The following is a 21217-nucleotide window of genomic DNA, read 5'->3' as shown; positions in this document are numbered from 1 at the left end:
GTCCGAGATAAAGCCGATTATTCTTTTTGTCTTATCCCTTTCTTCTTCTATCGGTTTCCAAAGATACTACTTCCTACGCGAATCATCGTACTTCCGCATTCAATTGCTAATTCGTAGTCGCCACTCATTCCCATTGAAAGTGTATGCAGCTGACAGTTTCCGGCATTCAACGGTTTGTATTTATCGAAAATGGATTTTAGATGTAAAAATTCCCGTTTGATTTGTTCTTTATCTTCTGTAAAACTAGCCATGCCCATCAAGCCTTTAATAGTAATGTTTGTCATTTGTTTCACTTCCTCAGAATTCAGAATTTCATTCAGTTCTTTTTCGTCCAATCCGAATTTAGTTTCTTCTTCAGCAATGTAAATTTGTAACAAAACATTAATGTGTTTGCGCCATTTTACTGCTAAACGATTTATTTCTTTGAGCAATTTCAAACTGTCAACCCCATGAATAAGTTTTACATACGGCACCATATATTTGACTTTATTGCTCTGAACATGACCAATCATATGCCATTCGATATCTTTAGGCATTTGCTGCCATTTTTCAGTCATTTCCTGGATTTTATTTTCTCCGAAAATGCGCTGACCGGCTTCGTAAGCTTCCATCAAATCACTGACTGGTTTGGTTTTGGAAACCGCTACCAGTGTTACGTTTTCAGGTAAGTTGGTTTTTATTTGCTGAAGGTTGGATTGGATGGACATAATTGTATTTATTTTTTGGTCATTGTTAAGAAAAACGCGATTCCGGCAAATTAATTTAATAACTATTTTTGTATTAAAGCTTGTTTACTCAGAAACTCAGAAACTCAGCGACTCTGCAACTCTATCTTCACAACTCATACACCACCAAACCACTTCGAAACTTAGGTTCGATATAAGTGCTTTTCGGAGGCATGATCAGATTTTCGTCTGCAATGGTTTTTATTTCTTCGATAGCAATAGGGTAGAGCATGAATCCCACTTCAAATTCTCCGCCGTCAACTAAATCTTTGATAACAGAAACCGATTGTTTACCGGGAATATAATCAATACGTTCGTCGTTTCTCAAATCACCAATGCCTAATAAAGGATGCAACACTTTGTCATATAAAATCTGAGCGTCAAGATTGCTTAAAATGTTTTTTTTCTGTGACACTTCATTTTTATAGTATAACGCATAAAAATTGCCGTCCAGATACATTCCGAACTCATTTTTATTTTGCGGTTTCCACAGTTCCTGATCTTTTAGTTTGATGATAAAAGTGTCAGCCAGTTTTTTGATGAATTCTTCTTTCGACATTCCGTTCAAATCCCGAATGATACGATTAAATTCGTAAATTTTGACGTTGCTTTCGGCAATCAGAAAACTCATGAAATATTGCAGGTTTTCTTTCCCTAAATGCTTGTCCTCTTCATAAAGTAATTCCGCGGAAGCTGAACGATGATGACCATCGGCAATATACAGATTCGGAATCTTTTCAAAATGTTCCTGCAGCCAGTCGATTTCACTTTGGGTATCAATTTTCCACAACGTGTGTTTTTCCTTGTTCGTGGTGGAAAATTCATAAATCGGTTTCGTTTTTTTTCGCAATCCGATAAAAGTATTGATTTCGATACTGTCCGGATAAGTAATCAGCACCGGTTCGGTATTGAATTTCGTCTGATGCAGATAATCCTTAAAAAGTTCCACACGATATTGCAACGTGTCTTCGTGTTTTTTGATAACATTCTCTTGATAATCCTTAACAGATGTTCCGGCTATGATTCCGGTGAAAGTCTGCACTTTTGTCTGAATTTCATAAAGATAAAAAACAGGTTTTTCTTCGGTAATAAGAATGTTTTCCTGTTTAAAATCCTGATATTTAAGCGCTACTCCTTTAAAACGCTTGTCCGTCGAAATTTTTTGCAGATGTGCATAAGCCGGATTAATAACATGCAAAAACGAATACGGATTAAAATTCAGCCAGGCAGCAAGTTCGGCCGGACTGTAATCGTCATACGTTCTGCAGGTTACCAAAGCTACTTTATCTGCAATGGGACGAACCGCTTTAAAAGGAATTATTTTGGCCATTCAATTAATTGATAATTAAAAATTGACAATTGATAATGAGCGAACCCAATTATCAATTGTCAATTATCCATTGTTAATTATGAAAATTGTTTTGATACTTTTTCTGCTTTTTTGCTTTCCGAATAGTCATAGAACCCTTCTCCGGATTTTACGCCTAATTTTCCGGCCATAACCATGTTAACCAATAACGGACATGGTGCGTATTTAGGGTTTTTGAATCCGTCGTACATTACGTTTAAGATGGATAAACATACGTCAAGACCAATAAAATCAGCTAATTGTAATGGTCCCATTGGGTGTGCCATACCTAATTTCATAACGGTGTCGATTTCCTGAACGCCGGCAACTCCGTTGTACAAAGTTTCAATCGATTCGTTAATCATCGGCATTAAAATTCTGTTGGCTACGAAACCTGGATAATCGTTCACTTCGGTTGGCGTTTTGCCTAATTTCACCGATAAATCCATGATAATTTTCGTTACTTCATCAGACGTATTGTATCCGCGAATGATTTCCACCAATTTCATAATCGGCACCGGATTCATAAAGTGCATTCCAATAACTCTTTCCGGGTGAACTACTTGCGCTGCAATTTGTGTAATTGAAATGGAAGAAGTGTTGGTTGCCAAAATCACGTTATGATCGCATACTTCACTCAACTGTTTGAAAATATTCAGTTTTAACGTTACATTTTCCGTAGCGGCTTCCACCACTAAGTCACAACCTACCACACCATCTTTAATATCGGTATAGGTAATAATGTTTCCAATGGTTTTATGTTTGTCTTCTTCGGTGATACTTCCTTTGGCTACCATACGGTCAAGGTTTGCGGCGATAGTGGCCATTCCTTTTTCCAATGATTTTTCGGAAATATCAATCAATTTTACGGTAAATCCGGATTGCGCAAAAGTATGAGCAATTCCGTTGCCCATGGTTCCCGCGCCAATTACAGCTATGTGTTTCATTTTATATTAGTTTGTTTTCTGTTTTTATTTTTGCCGCAGATTAAAAAGATTTTCACAGATTAATTTTGGCTGATTATTCATTATTTCTGAAAGCAATCGATAATCTGATACGCCACTCGTAAAGCTTCCGTAGCTTGTTCTAAGGTTACGATTGGTGTTGTATTGTTGTTGATAGCATCTGCAAAAGATTCCAATTCGTCCAAAATCGCATTGTTTGGTTCCACGGTCGGATTGTCGTAATAGATTTGTTTTTTAACACCTTCCGCATTTTGCAGAATCATGTCGAAATCACCCGGAGTTTCCGGCGCATCTTTCATCCGAACCACTTCGCAGACTTTGTCCAGATAATCAACAGAAATGTAAGCGTCTTTTTGGAAGAAGCGCGATTTACGCATGTTTTTCATGGAAATTCGGCTTGACGTAATATTTGCCACACAACCGTTTTCAAATTCGATACGAGCGTTGGTAATATCCGGTGAATCAGAAATCACGGCTACACTGCTGGCATTGATGGTTTTCACTTTCGATTTTACAACACTCAAAATAGCATCGATATCGTGAATCATCAAATCCAAAACTACAGGAACATCTGTACCGCGCGGGTTGAATTCGGCCAAACGATGCGTTTCGATGAACATCGGATTTTGGATTCGGTCTTTTACTGCTTTAAATGCCGGATTAAAACGCTCCACGTGACCAACCTGACCTTTTACATTGTATTCGTTGGCTAATGCTATAATCTCTTCAGCTTCCTCAACGGTAGTGGCAATAGGTTTTTCAATAAATACGTGCTTCCCGGATTTGATGGACACTTTGGCACATTTGTAATGCGAAAGGGTAGGTGTAACAATATCCACCACATCAACCGCATGAATTAATTTAGCGATGGTATCGAATCGTTTGTAACCGAATTCGGCTGCGATTTTTTCAGCATATTCCTGATTTTCATCGTAAAAACCTACTAATTCGAATTTCTCAGATTGATTGAGTAATCGTAAATGTATTTTTCCAAGGTGACCGGCACCTAAAACGCCTACTTTTAGCATAGAAATCTATTTTTTATTTCATAACAGTTCGGCTTACAGCCTCGAGTGAACAAATGTAATATTATTTGTTTAAAGTTTGATGTTGAAATTTAGTGGTTTTTTGGAATTTTACATTTGATTTTTGAGAATTTTAAACCTAATTTTACGAAATAAAACACGCCGAAACAGTGAGAGATTTAGCCAGACATCAAGGACTTCGAAATCAGTTGGTAACCCTTTTGGAAAAGAAAGGCATAAGCGATAAAAATGTATTGGAAGCCATTCGAAAAATTCCGAGACATTTATTTCTGAATTCGAGTTTCGAAGATTTCGCCTATCAGGACAAACCTTTTCCGATAGGTGCCGGGCAAACTATTTCTCAACCTTACACGGTTGCCTTTCAAACCGAATTACTCCAGGTGAAGAAAGACGATAAAGTAATGGAAATTGGTACCGGTTCCGGTTATCAGACGGCTGTTTTATGTACGATGGGCGCCAAGGTTTATTCCGTGGAAAGACAAAACGAATTGTTCAAATCGACTTCCCTTTTATTGCCGAAATTAGGCATTCGTCCGAAGCATTTGGCATTCGGGGACGGATATAAAGGCTTACCGAATTATGCTCCGTTCGACAGTATTATTGTAACGGCTGGCGCTCCTTTTATTCCGCAACCCTTAATGGCGCAGTTAAAAATAGGAGGACGATTGGTAATTCCGGTAGGGGAAGATGTGCAGGTGATGACGTTGCTAATCCGTAAAAACGAAACCCAGTTTGAAAAACACGAATTCGGTGATTTCCGTTTCGTGCCTTTATTGGAAGACAAAAACTAATTAATTATAAATTGGAAAGTTTGTTTTTCAGATTGTCGATTTCCGAAAGAATATCGGCCAGCTGAAGTTCCTTTTTATCTTCCTGAGCGATTTTGATCCCTTTCTCTGACAGTATTTCCGTTACCGCCTGAATCGAATAGGTGTTGAAATCCAAAATATGCAACAGTTTTTCTTTGTACCAAGCCACCATTAGTATTGCTAAATCTATATCCAATAATTTCGCAAGATTTTGAATTTGTGTTTCGGTGGGAATGCGTTGTCCGCTTTCAAACTTACTGATTAAGGCTTTGTCAATGGAAAGCAAACGCGCGACTTCTGTAGTTTTGAGTCCTTTTTGTTCCCGGGCGTTTTTAAGCAGTGATTTCATTTTAAATGACGTTAGTTTTTCAGACAAATGCTGTCCTGAAATTTAAAACAAAAAAGTGAAGTACATTAAAATGATTTCTTAATTCGATCCAAATCACGTTTGGTATCCTGTTCTTTCAACGATTCACGTTTGTCGTACGTTTTCTTACCGCGACAAAGTGCGATGTCCATTTTCGCCAAACCTTTTTCGTTGGTGAAAAGACGTAACGGGATAATTGTCAAACCTTTATTCTGCACACTTTTCAGAAGACTTTTCAACTCGCGTTTGTTCAGCAACAATTTGCGCTCGCTTTTCGCTTTGTGGTTGTAATGTGTTCCGTAAAGGTATTCTTCGATGTGTGAGTTGATTACGAAAAGCTCTGTTCCGTGGAATTCACAGAAACTCTCCGCGATACCTGCTTTTCCTAAACGGATGGATTTGATTTCAGTTCCGGTCAAGACAATACCAGCTGTATATTTTTCGAGTATTTCATAATCGAATTTGGCTCTTTTATTAAGGATGTTGACCGTTTTTTGCATAGGACGACAAATGTATGAACAATTAGTCGAATATTAAAGAGTAAATAAAGCGAAAATACTTTTTTGACTATGATTTTTATCAGCCTTTTCGTGGTTTTTGAGGGGTACTTTTGAAGTGTAATTAAAAACAAACAAAAATGAAAAGAATTGTATTTGCCCTATTAGCGATGTCTTTTTTAAGCGTTGGATTTGCTCAAGAGAAAACAGAAACCAAATCAGCAGATTTTTCAAGATGGAAAGTACGTGTTAGAGGAATCGGAGTGGTTCCTAACGAAAGCGCGTCTATCGAAACAATTGGTGGTGATGTTTCCATTTCGACAGCCTTGGTACCCGAGTTAGATTTTACCTATTATTTCACTAAAAACATTGCAGCCGAATTAATTTTAGGTACAACAAAACACGATGTAAATACCGTTGGTTCTGATATTTCAGCCATTGGCGGACCAACAAACTTTAATGTTGATTTGGGTTCGGTTCGATTATTACCGCCAACATTAACAGTTCAATATCATTTCAATCAATCGTGCGACAATGTGTTTAAACCTTATTTGGGTGCTGGTGTAAATTATACCATTTTTTACGACGTAAAACCCGGTGATGTGGTTAAAGATGTTAGTTATGACAATGCATTTGGTTATGCAGCTCAAGCCGGTTTTGACTTAATGGTTACCGATAAGTTTTTTATCAACGCCGATGTGAAACGCTTGTTCTTAAAAACAGATGTTACCGTAGATGCTTCAAACCTTGCGCCCGGTTTAAGCATTCCTGCAAAAGTGGATATCAATCCGTGGATTATAGGAATGGGTGTGGGAGTGAAGTTTTAATTGATAGTTTTTTGGTTTGAAAGTCCGCTGTAAAGCGGACTTTTTTTATTTATTCAAAAGCGAATACACAAAGCTGTCCAGGTATTTTCCCTGCCAAAAACAATCTTCTTTGAAGTGCCCTTCACGGATAAAACCATTTTTTTCCAATAAACCCCATGAAGCATAATTTTCAGGATCAGTTACCGCTTCTATGGAATGAAGTTTCATGGTTTCAAAACCATAATTGATAATTTTTGTTAAGGCTTCCTGCATGATTCCTTTTCCCTGAAATTCCGGTCCGAGCATGTAGCCTATTTCGGCACGGTGGTTTTCGGGCTGCATTCTGAAATAGCCAATATTGCCAATCAATACGTTATCTTCTTTCAAACAGATTGCCCAGTTAATACATTCACCACTTTCCAACAATCCCTGCATGAATTCGATGTGTTTTACAGCATCATCAATGTTTTTTGGCATTTCACGGGGAATGTATTTCATGATTTCCGGATTGGAACGTAACGCAAACATTTCATTGGCGTCTTCTTTAATTATTTGTCTAAGCAATAATCGTTCGGTTTGAAGTAAGGGAAAATCAGTAAAATCGAAAATTAGCATGGTTACTGTCAGAAAGTTAGGTTTTGTTGAAAACGTACTGTTGTGAAATTTTAGTGAAAATTACTAAAAAAAGGGGTTGATGCTAACTTTTTAATATTTTTTTTAATAAATTTAGAAAACCAAAATCAAACTAACTAACTATTAATTACCATGAATTACAATTTTGAAACTATTGACAAAGAAAAAATCGGAAGTTTATCTTTTCCGAACAATGATGTTTTGGAAGATGACAAAGAGGCTATCAAACAGCGTAAAGAAGAATTAGACAGAGCGCTGACTTTAGGAAATCTGGAGCACCTGAAAATTAAAATTTATTTTGAAGATGATACGTCCAAAAAAATGGTGGATACCACAATTTGGGGATTAACCGAAGAGCGAATCATTTTAAAACAAGGTGTCGTTATTCCGATTAAAAGAATTTACAAAACCGTTTAAGCTATCTTAGGATAGCTTTTTTTATGCACGCCTACTTTCTAAATTATAACAAAATATACTGAAATCTTTAACAGTGTAACATTTCTATATCGACTAACTTTACACTATTAAACTCCTGTCTTCCATACTACTAAGTTCTCTTGCGGTAATTATTGTTTAATTTTAAAGAATTGATTACTAATGCTGTTTTTTTTGAATCTGAATAATGTATAGTTCATACAACAAAAAGGGGAAGTAATAATATGCCTTACGATTTATACATTATGAATAAATAAATATTTATAAATCAAAAATCGAACATTATGAAATCAATAATCTGTTTATTAGTTATCGTTGGGTTTGCCCTAACTGGATATTCTCAGGACAAAACCTATCAAAGTGAGGAAAGTATGAGTTTGAAAAAACTTCCTGAGATAGTTATTAAAAGAGCCGGTAACGACTTTTCCGTGTATCTTCCTGAATTTGAAAATCAAGACGCAAAAATCAAACAATTACAGGAATCGTTCATAGCCTACGACTTAGGTAAAGATTATGAAGGATATGAAAATTATTTGGTAACCATGAGAGTAAAAGATGGTTCGTTGGTGGCAACTTATAATGAAAAAGGCAAACTAACCCGAGTAGTTGAAAAATATGAAAATGTAAAACTGCCGATGGATGTTATTTATGGTGTATATAAAACCTATCCAGGTTGGAAAATCAGTAACGATAAGTATTTGTATTCTCAAGAAGATGGGGATATCATTAAAAAACAGTACAATTTGAAACTCACAAAAGACAAGGAAACTAAAAAAATTGTTGTGAATTCAAAAGGTGAAGTCCTAAAAGGATAATGGATTAGAAGTGTATTAAAAGTAAATATAAATAAAAAAGCTATCTCTTTCGGGATAGCTTTTTTTGTCTTATTCGTTGAAATCCAAGTCTTTGTTGTGGGTTTCTTCAATGGTTAGTGTCGAATAAATGCCGAGTGTAAACGCAATTAAACCAACAATTGCTGCCGCCGTAATTACACCGCTGTTAACTTTTAAACCATCAAAAGCGAGTAACATTACCGGAACGAGTCCGCGAACCATATTGGGGATGGTCGTGGTTGCCGTACTGCGGATGTTAGTCCCGAACTGCTCCGAACCCACCGTAACAAACATGGCCCAATATCCCGTTCCTAATCCTAACCATGCGCAATAAAAGTAATACATGTTCTCCGATTTAGTTCCGCTGAAAAGTAACAGACAAACGCCAACAATGGTAAACAACATCATATAGAAAATGGCTTTCTTGCGCGAGTGCAGCCAATGCGAAATGAATCCGCTGGCGAAATCTCCCACTGATATTCCAACATAAGCCCACATGATTGCTTTTCCGGGTGTGATGGAAGTAATGCCCATAACCGGTGCAAACTGATTGGCCATCATAGCAAGGATGCCGATACAGAACCATGTTGGTAAGCCTATGGCGATGCATTTCATGTATTTTATAAAACGGTCCCAATTGGTAAAGAACGAAAAGAAGTTTCCTTTTTTGATCTCGCTGTCGTGTTTGATCTCGTTGTAAATTCCCGATTCCGCAACGCTTACACGGAGTAATAACAGCATTAATCCTAAACCACCGCCAATGAAGTAGGCAATGGTCCAATCTCCGGCCAATTCTACGGTTAATTGTGCTACCACGGCACCTAACAAACCAAAACCTGCTACAATAGACGTTCCTATGGCGCGTAGTTGTTTGGGTAAAGATTCGGAAACTAAAGTAATTCCGGCGCCTAATTCTCCGGCAAGACCAATTCCGGCAATAAAACGGAGTAGGGCATACACCGTTGTTTTGTCTTCAAAAGGCATTTGCGGTAAGAACCCGCAAGCGATATTGGCCAAAGAGTACACTAAGATGGAGCCGAATAAAACAGAGAGCCTTCCTTTCTTATCGCCTAAAACGCCCCAAAGGATTCCGCCCAACAATAAGCCAACCATTTGATAGTTTAGGATTAAAGTGCCGGCGGTGTCTACGTCAAGATTCATGTCTTTTAAACTGGGAACACGCACGATCCCGAACAGGAGTAAGTCGTAAATGTCTACGAAATAGCCTAAGGCGGCGACAATTACAGGAAAGGAAAACAGGTGTTTCAGTTTTTCGTTAAAGGTGAATTCTTTCATTTTTGGGTTTGGTTAGGATGCCAAAAATAGAAAAATATAGTTAGTAGTGAAATTTTGTGCTGTTTATGATGCATGTTTTTTAAATGTAATACGATGCAGAGGACAAGTAAGCTTTTACCATAAAAGAAATGGTAGGAAGTCAGGCAGAAAATAAATGCGTTGAGAAAGAAAGTCAATGCGCAGAAGTAAAATATGAATGCGCCAAGGCAAAAAATGAATGCGCCAAGACAGATTATGAATGCGACGAGACAGAAAAAGAATGCGTCGAGGCAGAGAAAGAATGAGTCGAATCAAAGAAAGGATGCGCCGAGGTAGAATACGAATGTGCCTAACCAAATAGTTATTGCAATTGTTTTATGAAATGTTGATTTTAAGTAAGACCACCACTCAATAGCCCTGATGGGAGCGGTGCCTTGCAAAGCAGACAGCAGGAAAAGGGATTGCAAAGAAGCGTTGCCCTTTCGCTCCAAAAAAATACCCGACTGATGCTTTGAAACCAGTCGGGTACAACCAAAAATAATATGAAAAACTATTTACGCTTTAATTTCATCGGATTGGTTTCTGAAAACCAGTTGCCCGTTGAAGCTGTCTAACAGTATGATACTGTCGGTTTTGACTTTGCCGGAGAGAATCTGTTTTGACAGTTCGTTGAGAACGTCTTTCTGGATTACTCGTTTTACCGGTCTTGCGCCAAAAGTTGGATCGTATCCTTTCTCGGAAAGATAGGCGATTGCTTCCGGAGTGGCATCCATTGTGATGTGTTGGTGTGCCAGCATTTTGATAACGCTTTTTAACTGCAAGCCTACGATTTCTTTGATGTTGTCGCTGCTTAGCGGAGTGAACATCACGATTTCGTCGATACGGTTGATGAATTCGGGACGAACGGTTTGTTTTAACAAGCCTAAGACTTCGGTTTTGGCTGCTTCGGTAGCTGCTTCGATTCCGCCTTTTAAGTTCTCGAATTTCTCTTGTATGATGGCGCTTCCCATGTTGGACGTCATGATGATGATGGTGTTTTTGAAATCGGCCAAACGTCCTTTGTTGTCGGTTAAACGTCCTTCGTCTAATACTTGTAGTAAGATATTGAACGTGTCCGGATGTGCTTTTTCGATTTCATCCAATAATACTACAGAATACGGTTTGCGACGTACGGCTTCGGTTAACTGACCGCCTTCATCATATCCTACATATCCCGGAGGCGCACCAACTAATCGGCTTACGCTGTGACGTTCCTGATATTCGCTCATGTCGATTCTGGTCATGGCGTTTTCGTCGTCGAATAAATATTCGGCCAACGCTTTTGCCAATTCGGTTTTACCGACACCAGTGGTACCAAGGAATAAGAACGAACCGATTGGTTTTTTAGGATCCTGTAAACCGGCACGGCTTCTGCGTACGGCATCACTAATCGCCTGAATGGCTTCTTCCTGACCAACTACACGATTATGTAATTCGTCTTCCAGTTTTAATAACTTTTCGCGTTCGCTTTGGAGCATTTTGGTTACCGGAACGCCGGTCCATTTGGCTACCACTTCGGCGATATCGTCGTGCGTTACTTCTTCTTTTATTAGGGAAGTTCCGGCTTGGTTTTCCTGTAATTGTTTTTGCAGTACTTCGAGTTTTTCCGTGGCTTCTTTGATTTTTCCGTAACGGATTTCGGCTACTTTTCCGTAATCGCCATCACGTTCGGCACGTTCGGCTTCGGCTTTAAAATCTTCTATTTCTTGTTTAACCGTTTGAATGTTATCGACTACATCTTTTTCGGATTTCCATTTGGTGAAAATCTCGTTGCGTTCTTCTTTCAGATTCGCCAAGTCCAAGCCGAGAATCTTTAATTTGTTCTCGTCGTTCTCACGTTTGATGGCTTCGATTTCGATTTCCAATTGCATGATTTTTCGGTCCAAAACGTCGAGTTCTTCGGGTTTGGAGTTGATTTCCATGCGGAGTTTGGAAGCCGCTTCGTCCATTAAGTCGATGGCTTTATCCGGAAGGAAACGATTCGTAATGTAACGTTGCGACAGTTCTACCGCGGCAATGATTGCATCGTCTTTGATGCGTACTTTATGATGGGTTTCGTATTTCTCTTTGATTCCGCGTAAGATGGAAATGGCGCTTTCGGTATCCGGTTCGTCCACCATTACTTTTTGGAAACGACGTTCCAAAGCTTTGTCTTTTTCGAAATACTTTTGATATTCGTCAAGCGTAGTGGCTCCGATGGCTCTTAGTTCACCGCGGGCTAATGCGGGTTTTAAAATGTTGGCAGCGTCCATAGCGCCTTCACCACCGCCGGCACCCACTAAAGTGTGGATTTCGTCAATAAAAAGTACGATATCGCCTTCGGCAGAAGTTACTTCTTTTACTACCGATTTCAAACGCTCTTCAAATTCTCCTTTGTATTTCGCTCCGGCGATTAAGGCACCCATATCCAAAGAGAAAACGATTTTGTCTTTTAGGTTTTCGGGTACGTCGCCGTCTACGATTCGGTGTGCCAAACCTTCGGCAATTGCGGTTTTACCTACACCGGGTTCACCGACTAACATTGGGTTGTTTTTGGTTCTTCGGGTAAGAATCTGTAATACACGACGGATTTCCTCATCACGACCGATAACGGGATCTAGTTTTCCGGTGCGGGCTAATTCGTTGAGGTTTTTGGCGTATTTGTTTAAGGCGTTATAAGTTTCTTCAGCAGAAGCTGAGGTTACGCGTTCTCCTTTTCGGATTTCGGCAATGGCGGCTTCCAGACCTTTTTCGGTTACGCCCTGATCTTTTAAAATTTGGGCAACTTTGCTTTTCGATTTGAAAATCGCCAGGATTAAATGCTCGATGGAAACGTATTCATCGGTCATTTTTTTGGCAATGTTGTTGGCTTCTAAAAGCGTGTTGTTGGCTTCTCTGGAGAGCATGATGTCGCCACCGGAAACCTTTGGAAAACTCTGAATGGTACTGTCTAATATTTGTTTGAATAAATCGACGTTAACATTCAGTTTCTTTAAAATAAAAGGAGCAACATTTTCATCGACCTCAAGAATCCCTTTAAAAAGGTGTTCGTTTTCGAGTTGTTGTTGTCCGAAGCCTTGCGCAATTTGTTGTGCTTGCTGAATGGCTTCTTGTGATTTAATGGTAAAGTTATTTAAGTTCATAGTGTTAAAAACTATTTATCGTTGTTGTAATTGTTTAGCTTTGCATTGCAATGGACAATATGTGTTCCAATGTTGAAATCAGGACAAAATGACTTGTTTTGGTGTTTTTTCGGAATCAGAACAAGACAAAATGTCGTAAAAACGGACAAATTATGAGTTTTATTAAAAATATCTTCGGTAGTTCGGGTGAAGAAAATCCGCAATCAAAAATGGATTGGGTTTCGCTTACCGATTTGGGGCAGTTGCATGAAATTACCGATTTATCGCATGAAAATCCGGTGGTAATCTTCAAACACAGTACGCGTTGCAGTATCAGCAGAATGGCGTTAAAGCAGTTTGAAAACGAATTTACATTGAAAGATAAAGTTACTCCTTATTTTTTAGATTTGCTAAATCATCGGGAAATTTCTAATACCATTGCTTCGATGTTTGATGTGGTACACCAATCGCCACAACTGATTGTGGTTAAAGAAGGCAAAGCTGTTTATGATGCTTCTCACAGTGATATTGATGCGGAAGATTTGAATCGGTTTGTCTAATTAGAGCTAAATAAAAAGCCTGCTGATTAAGCAGGCTTTTTATTTGGTTAAAGAGAGGTTTAGATTTAGAACATTCCTCCTCCTTGTTTTACGTTATTGTCTCTCTGTTTTCTGTCGAGCGATTTGTTTTTACCACTTCCAAAGCGATAGCTGAAGTTTAAGTTAACGGTTTGGCTTTCCCATCTGAATTTCCCGTTTATGTTTGCTGGCTCTGTTGAATAAAATCGAGACTGCATTGTTTTGAAAATATCATTAAATCGTAAGCTTAACGAGCCTTTACCTTCAAACAAGTCCAATCTTGAACCTAAATCCGTTTTCCACATATCTTTATTAGAGAATTGCAGCCCTTGTCTTGCTCCTGAATACATCGTGAACCATATTAGTCGGAAGTTTTTGGTAACTTTAAAAGTGTGATTCATTCTGGAATTGAATATGGACGCATGTATACTTTCTTCGTATAAATTCCCGTCTCTTTTTTCAATAATACCTCTTGTATTGTTGAAATAATTATCTACACCAAAGTTTACATTCCACCACTTTTTAAATTCGTAACTACCTGAAACTTCTAAACCATATTCCTGATTTTTGTCGAAATTAGTAAAGGTCATTAATTGTTTTGTAGGATCGTAAGGGTTGCTGGTTAATACCTGATTGATTTCGTCTTTGATGAACCTTACAAACGCTCCGGCTGTAATGCTTCCTTTTTGCAGTTTGCGGGTATAATTAGCTTCTATTGAATTTGTAAACTGTGGTTTTAATTCGGAATTACCTATTTGTTCAATGGTGGAAGCGCTCCATTGTCTGATTTTATTAACCTGATCCATGTTTGGTCTGTCAACTCTTCTGGAATAGTTAAAATTGAAAGAATTATTTTCAGACGGATTATACGTCAAATATGCTGAAGGATACGCCGTGAAAATATAATCTGTAAAGGTTTCATTAGGAAATCCGCTCTTTTTGAAAGTTCCTTTTACATCGTAGCTTTCCAGTCTTAAGCCTAACTGATAGCTCCATTTTGTAAATTGCTTGCTGAAGTTTCCGTATGCCGACTGAATATTTCGTTCAAAGTTAAAATCGGCATCAAAATTATCATTTACAACAAAGGTATTTGAAGTTTCATCTAATCTGCTTTCTAGACCTAATTCTACTTTCGTTGTTTCGTTTATCGGATTAACAAAATCAATATTTCCTATAAAGTTTTTTCCGTTTTTAGTAACGTTGTTTTTACGTAAGAAAGCATTGTTTCCGTCTGTATACAAACTGTTTTCAGGGGATTTGTCGGTATTGTAATTTAATTCGATATCTAAGGTTTTTTCTTCTTTATCAAAGATATGTTTGAAGGCTAAATTATAAGTTTGATTTTTAGATTTACCGGTTGAGTTTTGAATTTGCAGCTGATCTGTTGTTGCCGGATTAGAATAATCTACACCATTTTCAAATTTGAAAAGCGGACTGTTAAACGTCTGTAAGGTGTAAAATGAAACTGTGTTTTTATCATTGATATAATAATCAGAACCTAATTTGGTAAAATGTTCTTTGTTGAATTCCGTGATTTTAAACGATAAATCATAATCTTCTGCACTGTTGTATTTGTCCCAATGCACAATTCCCTTGTTTATTCTTTTTCCATGATTTAAGGAATACGTACTGTAAAAATTGAATTTATTGACTTTATAATTCAGGTCAAATGAGCCATTAAATTTTGGAACAATACCGAAAACCACACCCGAATTTACATTACCATTAAAACCCATCATTGAATTTTTGTTCAAAACGATATTAATGATTCCGCTCATTCCCTCCGGATTGTACTTCGCAGATGGATTTGTAATCAACTCAATTTGCTTGATTGAAGTTGATGGAATTTGCTGTAAAGCCTGAATGGCGGTTAAATTTGAAGGCTTACCGTTAATAAGAATTTTGACATTTTCATTGCCTCTTAAACTCACCGTATTATTTTGTAAATCCACGTTTACTGTTGGGATATTGTTCATTATATCGGCTGCCGTGGAACCTGTTGCCTGTAAATCTTTTCCAACGGTCACAATTTTTCTGTCAATCTTTTGAACGATAGCCGTTTTATCTTTTGTGATTATTACTTCGTTTAATTGTTTTGCTTCTTCTTCTAACGCTATGTTTTTTAAATTAATAGTGTTTTCTTCTTTTGAAAAATTTACTGTCGTTTCAAACTTTGCATAACCTATAAATACAATTTCGATGTGTAAGGTTTTTAACGGTAAATCGTTTAGGTTAAATGTTCCGTTTTCTTTTGTGATGCTTCCGGAAATAACCTTTCCATCGTCTTTCACTGTAATCGTTACATAAGGTAGAGGTTCCTTTGTTTTGTTGTCGATTACTTTCCCGGTTAAAGTTCCTTTAGCATCTGTTTTAACAGTTGTGTTAATTGTTGGAGGAACGGATTGTTGCGCTTGCATACCGGCAATAGAAGCCAATAAGCAAAGCATGATTGCTTTTACTTTCATTTGATTATGATTTGATTGATGATGGGACAAAGTTAGTGTAAAAAATAATACCATGTAATACAAGGTACTATTTATTTTAAATATTTGGCTTTGTCAGTAGGAAGACGAATGAATAAGCGATTTGTAAAATAAAAATGAAAAAAAATCCGAAGCTTTTAACTTCGGACTTCTATTGCAGCTTATTTTTTCACAATTTTTTTTATATATTCCTGGTTATCAATAAGTATTCGGATAATGTAAATATCACTTGATAATGTTGAAATATCGATTTGTTGTTTGAAATTTTCATTATCCAAACGATGTTTTGAGTTTTTAATAACCCTACCATTGCTGTCTAAAATGAAATATTCAAGCTGTTTGTTTTCAAGATTTTTTACTTCCAGATTGAAAAAGGTATCGCTTGGATTTGGATATATATGAATTACAGGTTCTACTGTAGTACTATCCTCTGCAATCTTTGAAGCACAACTTATCGCTGTAACCGAGGTTGTTCCATTTGAATTGTTTATTGTACCAACACTGTTTTTAGCCTTTACATAATAAGTATAAGTTGTGCCGGCTGTAATCAGATAAGTATTTAAAAAAGTTGTGCCGGTTACATCGGGTGCATATAAATTTCCATTACGGTAAATATCGTAGGTAGTTGCGTTTGCTGAAGCTGTCCAAGATAGATTTATAGCACTCGTGGTTCCGCTGCAGGTTGGTGCAACTGTTAGCGAGAAAGTTCCCGGAGGACAAGTTATGGCAGTTGCGGATAAGGTTCCGTTGGAATTGTTAGTGGTTCCCGTTGCGTTTTTTGCTTTAACCGAGTAAGTATAACTCGTACCAATGATGATGTAGGTGTTTAAATATTGTGTTCCGGTGATGTTGCTCGCATACAAAGCACCATTTCTGTAAATGTCGTAGGAAGTTGCATTTGATGAGGAAGTCCATACTAATTTAATCTGACTGGTGGTTCCGTTACATTCCGGTGTTGCTGTTAAAGTGAAAGCGCCCGGTAACGGCGATGAACACGTTACATTCAGATTCGATTTTAAGGAATTGAAATAGGAAAGCGCAAAAGTATCACGCCAAGTCGAACTCGTTAATTTAGTTGCATCGGCAGAATCCACAAAACCGATTTCATTCAAACATCCCGTCGCCGAAGAATATTTTAAAACCCCCAAATGATAAGCAAGGAAACTATTATCTTCCACACAACGGCGGTTATTCCATGCGCCGTTGGTAGCCATGTCGTTTTGGATTTTTTGCGCAAAGGCAATATCGGGTGCAGTGTTGGTATCACTGTCGGTACAATAAAAGGTTTCGGTTCCAGTTCCTCCGCCGGCATTGCAGTGAATGCTCAATAAACGGTCGGCATTCCAGTTGTTGGCCATTTGTGCGCGTTGGTTTACTGAAATCCAACTGTTGAGGTTTGTGGTTCTTGTCATTTGAACAGTCCAGGCAGAGCAGGCGTTCTGGATTAAAGTTCGCGTTCGTAATCCGACCTCTAAGGAAGTTTCGATTTCTGTTGCGGTTCTGCCGTCTGGGTTATCGCTTGTAGTGGCACCATAACCGTGTCCGGGATCGATTACTACAATTTGGGCTTTAACGGAAATGCTCAACAGCAAAATAAAAAGTATTTTGAATAGTTTTTTCATGGCTTATAATTTTAATTGAGAAGTAAAGATTTTACCGGTTTTGTCGTCTGTAAACATGATTTTGTTATCGTCATAAAAGCACGGAAACATTTCGATTACGTTTGCCGTCGCGGTTAATTTTACTGATTTTGCCGTTGCAGCATTAAATAAATATAAATCGGAGTTGGTTACCGAATGCCCGTCTTTACTTTCGTCTAAAAAACCAATTAAGTATTTGTTGTCTTTTGACCAAGCCGTAGCAATTCCGGTTCCTATTTTTATTCCTTTACCGTTTCCTTCGATGGGATAAACATAAATATCGGCACCATTATGAACCGCTACTTTTTTTCCGTCATGGGATAGAATCGCGTTGTAAAACTGACCATCTTCATTAGTAATATTCCAGCTTTTCTGAGTCTTTACATCTTTGGCCTCGATTTTTAAGGTTGCCGGATTAGTGTAAACCACAATTTTAGTCTGTTCTTTTCCTTTAAATGATGGTAAGCTGTTATGGTTGATTTCGTTTAATGTTTTTGCCTTTTTCGTCTTTAAAGAATAGGACTTCACTTTTGAATTTGAAAAATACTCTTTTTCTCCTTTTTCTTTGTAATAAAATGAAGTGCTGTTCGGGTTCCAGGAATAGGCATAACCGCTTCCGTCCTTATCCGAAATTTGAGTGATTTTTTTGTTCTTTAGATTCAGCAGGTATACGCCTTTTAAATGTTCTTTGGTTAACAAAACATAATTGCCGTCCGGAGAAACTACCGGGTTGGTAAACGAACCTTTAATCGGAATTTGTTTTGGTTTTTCCAATTGCTGTGCCTGCATCTGTAAGCTTAAGAGCAACGTGGCAGCGAGTAAAATTTTTGTTTTCATAAGTAAATATTTAAATTAAAGTAATAAATGTATTACAAAAATATTTCTTAAACAAAAAAAAACACCTTCTGTAAAAAAGGTGTTTTTTTATAATGAAGCTGAATTTAAGTTATCTTCTGAATTTATTACGGGTGATAATCGCTTTCAATTTTGCTTTTAAATCTTCACCGGTATCAAAAACCATTTGTTCATTGCTTGGGAACGGAACGGCTCTACGGTCGAAATACATCAAATAGTTGTCATCACAGGCACGTTTGTCTCCGTTGTAATTAGCATAAATGTATTCGAAGTTGAATTCACTGGTTAATGGGAATGTTTCGATCAATTGGTTCGTTCTGAAATCAACATAATCCACTTTGGCGGTTACCTGACATGCTTTAAACTGGCGGAATTCGTAAATGTTAGCGCGAATGGTTTTGAAGTTGTCTACTTTTATAGGATGGCCCAAACTGTCTTTTACCACATTTCCGTTGGCGTCAACCAATGTTTTAGTACCGTCTTTAACCTGTTTTTCTTTAATAAATTCTTTCTCTTTAATCTGTTCCGGAGAAATGTTAATCTGACGGAAATTCACAATCAACCCATAATCGTAAGTAACTCCTTTTTGGCGGTTGTTGTGGTACACAGTCCATTTGTCGTTTAAACCAAACGTGCTGAAATCCAGCAAATCGTTTTGCAAACGAGTAGGAATTACCATATTGGTTTCGTTTTTGGTAAACACATTCACGAAATCGGTTCCTTTAAACTGGGCTTCGTCCATTAATTGTTTTACGTCTTTGTACCCGGGATTGATGCTTTCCAGATACGCAAAATCATCATAAGCACGACGGTAGCTCATTTTATCATTGGTTTTCAATAATAATTTCGAATTGTCATATAAATATTTCGACAAGGCGTTTTTACTGTTTACAATCTGAGTCGAATAGTCCTCAAACGGAAAATAAGCATCTCGGCCTTGTTTCAATAATTTTAAAGGAAGCAGCGGACGAATTTTCTCCTGACGGTTGTTCAACTGAAGATAGGTATTATACACTTTTTCAAAGTTAGCCGGATTCGCATCTTTGGCCAGCATATCGATATTGCGCAAATCACGTTCTTTGGCTTTAGCGAAAGCTTCTTCCATTAAATACACGTAATCCTGTTTGCCTTTTGCATTTTTGTTCGTTTTTAAACCTTCTGCAGCACGGTTGATGGCGCCATCATAATCACCGTCGCTCAACATGCTTTGGGTTTGTTTTACACCACAGGAATAAACAAAAATCGACAATAAGAGTAGGGTAGTAATTTTCTTCATAAACAGTTAATTTTAGCAAAAATATAATTTTTTGGGAGCTATTCCCGCTATACACTATATCTTTTTGTATTGTTAAAAAAAACAATACAAAAAGGATGCCGTTTCTATCGGGGCTAGGCTGGATTTCATGTTCATACCCCCAAAAAAAACTCCGAAGGTTGAATTTCGGAGTCTTGTATTATTAATATTTTGTTGGAATAGGAGGTAACAACTTAGTCGAAACTTCTCCAAACCCAATGCGAACTTCATCGTTGGAACAGAAACCACGAATGATTACGGTATCTCCATCGTTAATAAATTTACGCTCAGTACCGTCTTTTAACGTAAGCGGTTTTTGTCCGCCCCAAGTCAGCTCTAACATCGAACCGAAAGAATCTTCCGTCGGACCGGAAATCGTACCTGATCCCATCATGTCTCCCGAATTGATTCGGCAACCGTTAATGGTATGATGCGCCAATTGCTGGCTCATCGTCCAATACATATATTTAAGGTTTGACTTACTAACGATAGTTTCTTCAGCTTGTTCCGGAGCAATCGATACTTCTAAATTAATATCAAAAGCATGATTCCCGTGTTGTTGCAAGTAGGGAAGCGGTTCCGGTTCTTGTTTCGGTCCGGCCGTTCTGAACGGTTCTAAAGCATCCATAGTTACAATCCAAGGGGAAATTGAAGAAGCGAAGTTTTTCGCCAAGAATGGTCCAAGCGGCACATATTCCCATTTCTGAATGTCACGTGCACTCCAGTCATTCAACAAAACCATTCCGAAAATATATTCTTCAGCTTCGTTTACCGGAATATTTTCGCCCATAATGTTTGCATCGGTAGTAATGAAAGCGGTTTCCAATTCGAAATCCACTAATCTTGAAGGTCCAAATACCGGTTGTGTTTCGCCGTTTGGCAACGTTTGTCCCATTGGTCGGTGTACCGGAATTCCGGACGGAACAATTGTAGAACTTCTTCCGTGATAACCCACCGGAATATGCAACCAATTCGGTAATAATGCATTTTCAGGATCACGGAACATTTTACCAACATTGGTAGCGTGTTCTCTGCTGGAATAGAAATCGGTGTAATCACCAATCTGAACCGGTAATTGCATTTCCACATCCTTAATGTTAAATACTACTACGTCGCGGTGTGATTTGTTGTCTCTTAATTCGGAATTCTCTGCATCGAAAATTTCGGCTAAACGATTACGAACCAATCTCCAGGTTTTTTTTCCGTCGGAAATAAAATCGTTTAAGGTGTCCTGCATGAACATATCGTCGGTTAATTCGATACCTTCAAAGTACCCTAATTGCTGTAAAGCACCCATATCGATAGCGAAATCACCAATTCGTGTACCGATGGTAACTACGTCTTCTTTGGTGATGAAAACTCCGAACGGAATATTCTGAATGGGGAAATCACTGTTTTCGGAAACCTGTAACCATGATTTTCTATGTGGATCGTTTGCTGTAATTGGCATGATGTTGTGTTTTTTATAAAAGTTGAATTTTCAATCAT

Annotated in this window: 19 protein-coding genes; 5 read left to right on the top strand and 14 right to left on the bottom strand. The window is 37.9% G+C overall.

The genetic code is table 11. From position 1 onward, the window contains the following. Positions 1-47 precede the first annotated feature (47 nt). The 4 genes from FCR2A7T_RS13105 to FCR2A7T_RS13090 form a co-directional block, all read right to left on the bottom strand. Positions 48-707 (bottom strand): YggS family pyridoxal phosphate-dependent enzyme, encoded by a 660-nt coding sequence (locus FCR2A7T_RS13105; protein WP_023571789.1) that lies wholly within the window; start codon positions 705-707, stop codon positions 48-50. A gap of 127 nt (positions 708-834) precedes the next feature. Further along, positions 835-2055: a DUF1015 domain-containing protein gene (locus FCR2A7T_RS13100; RefSeq protein ID WP_023571788.1), complete on the bottom strand. Its 1221-nt coding sequence runs from the start codon at positions 2053-2055 to the stop codon at positions 835-837. A 77-nt stretch (positions 2056-2132) separates the two neighbouring features. Beyond that, positions 2133-3020, bottom strand: coding sequence for a 3-hydroxyacyl-CoA dehydrogenase family protein (locus tag FCR2A7T_RS13095; RefSeq protein ID WP_023571787.1), 888 nt, complete (start codon positions 3018-3020; stop codon positions 2133-2135). A gap of 80 nt (positions 3021-3100) precedes the next feature. Next, positions 3101-4066: a Gfo/Idh/MocA family protein gene (locus tag FCR2A7T_RS13090; protein WP_023571786.1), complete on the bottom strand. Its 966-nt coding sequence runs from the start codon at positions 4064-4066 to the stop codon at positions 3101-3103. Positions 4067-4233: 167 nt separating this feature from the next. Here FCR2A7T_RS13090 and FCR2A7T_RS13085 point away from each other — a divergent pair, with 167 nt between their 5' ends. Then, positions 4234-4875, top strand: coding sequence for a protein-L-isoaspartate(D-aspartate) O-methyltransferase (locus FCR2A7T_RS13085; protein ID WP_023571785.1), 642 nt, complete (start codon positions 4234-4236; stop codon positions 4873-4875). 4 nt (positions 4876-4879) lie between these two features. Here FCR2A7T_RS13085 and FCR2A7T_RS13080 read toward each other — a convergent pair whose 3' ends face one another. Both FCR2A7T_RS13080 and smpB read right to left on the bottom strand, forming a co-directional pair. Then, a complete protein-coding gene (locus FCR2A7T_RS13080) occupies positions 4880-5242 on the bottom strand; it encodes a helix-turn-helix domain-containing protein (RefSeq protein WP_051369563.1) in 363 nt (120 codons plus the stop codon). Between the two features lie 65 nt (positions 5243-5307). Then, the gene (smpB, locus tag FCR2A7T_RS13075; protein ID WP_023571783.1) at positions 5308-5760 is read right to left on the bottom strand and encodes an SsrA-binding protein SmpB; all 453 of its coding nucleotides are present in this window, start codon (positions 5758-5760) and stop codon (positions 5308-5310) included. Between the two features lie 137 nt (positions 5761-5897). On the opposite strand from smpB, the gene FCR2A7T_RS13070 reads away from it, so the two are divergent. Further along, positions 5898-6584 (top strand): OmpW/AlkL family protein, encoded by a 687-nt coding sequence (locus tag FCR2A7T_RS13070; protein ID WP_023571782.1) that lies wholly within the window; start codon positions 5898-5900, stop codon positions 6582-6584. 45 nt (positions 6585-6629) lie between these two features. Here the strand turns inward: FCR2A7T_RS13070 and FCR2A7T_RS13065 are convergent, their stop codons facing one another. After that, positions 6630-7127, bottom strand: a complete 498-nt coding sequence (locus FCR2A7T_RS13065) for a GNAT family N-acetyltransferase (RefSeq protein ID WP_316928595.1) — start codon at positions 7125-7127, stop codon at positions 6630-6632. Positions 7128-7328: 201 nt separating this feature from the next. Here FCR2A7T_RS13065 and FCR2A7T_RS13060 point away from each other — a divergent pair, with 201 nt between their 5' ends. Together FCR2A7T_RS13060 and FCR2A7T_RS13055 are read left to right on the top strand one after the other, a co-directional pair. Next, positions 7329-7613 (top strand): hypothetical protein, encoded by a 285-nt coding sequence (locus FCR2A7T_RS13060; RefSeq protein ID WP_023571780.1) that lies wholly within the window; start codon positions 7329-7331, stop codon positions 7611-7613. Between the two features lie 302 nt (positions 7614-7915). Beyond that, a complete protein-coding gene (locus FCR2A7T_RS13055; protein WP_023571779.1) occupies positions 7916-8446 on the top strand; it encodes a hypothetical protein in 531 nt (176 codons plus the stop codon). 69 nt (positions 8447-8515) lie between these two features. On the opposite strand, the gene FCR2A7T_RS13050 is transcribed toward FCR2A7T_RS13055, so the two are convergent. Together FCR2A7T_RS13050 and clpB are read right to left on the bottom strand one after the other, a co-directional pair. Beyond that, complete coding sequence (locus tag FCR2A7T_RS13050; RefSeq protein WP_023571778.1) at positions 8516-9760, bottom strand: MFS transporter; 1245 nt, start codon at positions 9758-9760, stop codon at positions 8516-8518. A gap of 533 nt (positions 9761-10293) precedes the next feature. Continuing rightward, a complete protein-coding gene (gene clpB / locus FCR2A7T_RS13045) occupies positions 10294-12900 on the bottom strand; it encodes an ATP-dependent chaperone ClpB (protein WP_023571777.1) in 2607 nt (868 codons plus the stop codon). A gap of 152 nt (positions 12901-13052) precedes the next feature. On the opposite strand from clpB, the gene ytxJ reads away from it, so the two are divergent. Further along, positions 13053-13439, top strand: coding sequence for a bacillithiol system redox-active protein YtxJ (gene ytxJ / locus FCR2A7T_RS13040; protein ID WP_023571775.1), 387 nt, complete (start codon positions 13053-13055; stop codon positions 13437-13439). A 65-nt stretch (positions 13440-13504) separates the two neighbouring features. Here the strand turns inward: ytxJ and FCR2A7T_RS13035 are convergent, their stop codons facing one another. From FCR2A7T_RS13035 to fahA, 5 genes are all read right to left on the bottom strand, one after another. Continuing rightward, positions 13505-15922, bottom strand: a complete 2418-nt coding sequence (locus FCR2A7T_RS13035; protein WP_023571774.1) for an outer membrane beta-barrel family protein — start codon at positions 15920-15922, stop codon at positions 13505-13507. A gap of 179 nt (positions 15923-16101) precedes the next feature. Continuing rightward, positions 16102-17562, bottom strand: a complete 1461-nt coding sequence (locus FCR2A7T_RS13030) for an N-acetylmuramoyl-L-alanine amidase (RefSeq protein WP_023571773.1) — start codon at positions 17560-17562, stop codon at positions 16102-16104. Positions 17563-17565: 3 nt separating this feature from the next. Beyond that, positions 17566-18417, bottom strand: a complete 852-nt coding sequence (locus FCR2A7T_RS13025) for a hypothetical protein (RefSeq protein ID WP_023571772.1) — start codon at positions 18415-18417, stop codon at positions 17566-17568. A 109-nt stretch (positions 18418-18526) separates the two neighbouring features. After that, positions 18527-19711 (bottom strand): hypothetical protein, encoded by a 1185-nt coding sequence (locus tag FCR2A7T_RS13020; protein WP_023571771.1) that lies wholly within the window; start codon positions 19709-19711, stop codon positions 18527-18529. Between the two features lie 181 nt (positions 19712-19892). Further along, positions 19893-21179 (bottom strand): fumarylacetoacetase, encoded by a 1287-nt coding sequence (fahA, locus tag FCR2A7T_RS13015; protein WP_023571769.1) that lies wholly within the window; start codon positions 21177-21179, stop codon positions 19893-19895. Positions 21180-21217: the final 38 nt, after the last annotated feature.

This window comes from Flavobacterium cauense R2A-7, from assembly GCF_000498475.1.
GTDB lineage: Bacteria > Bacteroidota > Bacteroidia > Flavobacteriales > Flavobacteriaceae > Flavobacterium > Flavobacterium cauense.
Note: the sequence above shows the minus strand (reverse complement) of the source record. Positions and strands in the feature narration are given on the sequence as shown.

Bases quoted from the DNA above. Each gene is read 5' to 3' on its own strand.
- ytxJ (WP_023571775.1), top strand. From the start codon at position 13,053: ATGAGTTTTATTAAAAATATCTTCGGTAGTTCGGGTGAAGAAAATCCG.
- fahA (WP_023571769.1), bottom strand. From the start codon at position 21,179: ATGCCAATTACAGCAAACGATCCACATAGAAAATCATGGTTACAGGTT.
- FCR2A7T_RS13090 (WP_023571786.1), bottom strand. From the start codon at position 4,066: ATGCTAAAAGTAGGCGTTTTAGGTGCCGGTCACCTTGGAAAAATACAT.
- FCR2A7T_RS13080 (WP_051369563.1), bottom strand. From the start codon at position 5,242: ATGAAATCACTGCTTAAAAACGCCCGGGAACAAAAAGGACTCAAAACT.
- FCR2A7T_RS13055 (WP_023571779.1), top strand. From the start codon at position 7,916: ATGAAATCAATAATCTGTTTATTAGTTATCGTTGGGTTTGCCCTAACT.
- FCR2A7T_RS13105 (WP_023571789.1), bottom strand. From the start codon at position 707: ATGTCCATCCAATCCAACCTTCAGCAAATAAAAACCAACTTACCTGAA.
- FCR2A7T_RS13050 (WP_023571778.1), bottom strand. From the start codon at position 9,760: ATGAAAGAATTCACCTTTAACGAAAAACTGAAACACCTGTTTTCCTTT.
- clpB (WP_023571777.1), bottom strand. From the start codon at position 12,900: ATGAACTTAAATAACTTTACCATTAAATCACAAGAAGCCATTCAGCAA.
- FCR2A7T_RS13070 (WP_023571782.1), top strand. From the start codon at position 5,898: ATGAAAAGAATTGTATTTGCCCTATTAGCGATGTCTTTTTTAAGCGTT.
- FCR2A7T_RS13100 (WP_023571788.1), bottom strand. From the start codon at position 2,055: ATGGCCAAAATAATTCCTTTTAAAGCGGTTCGTCCCATTGCAGATAAA.
- FCR2A7T_RS13095 (WP_023571787.1), bottom strand. From the start codon at position 3,020: ATGAAACACATAGCTGTAATTGGCGCGGGAACCATGGGCAACGGAATT.
- FCR2A7T_RS13020 (WP_023571771.1), bottom strand. From the start codon at position 19,711: ATGAAGAAAATTACTACCCTACTCTTATTGTCGATTTTTGTTTATTCC.
- smpB (WP_023571783.1), bottom strand. From the start codon at position 5,760: ATGCAAAAAACGGTCAACATCCTTAATAAAAGAGCCAAATTCGATTAT.
- FCR2A7T_RS13025 (WP_023571772.1), bottom strand. From the start codon at position 18,417: ATGAAAACAAAAATTTTACTCGCTGCCACGTTGCTCTTAAGCTTACAG.
- FCR2A7T_RS13035 (WP_023571774.1), bottom strand. From the start codon at position 15,922: ATGAAAGTAAAAGCAATCATGCTTTGCTTATTGGCTTCTATTGCCGGT.
- FCR2A7T_RS13030 (WP_023571773.1), bottom strand. From the start codon at position 17,562: ATGAAAAAACTATTCAAAATACTTTTTATTTTGCTGTTGAGCATTTCC.
- FCR2A7T_RS13060 (WP_023571780.1), top strand. From the start codon at position 7,329: ATGAATTACAATTTTGAAACTATTGACAAAGAAAAAATCGGAAGTTTA.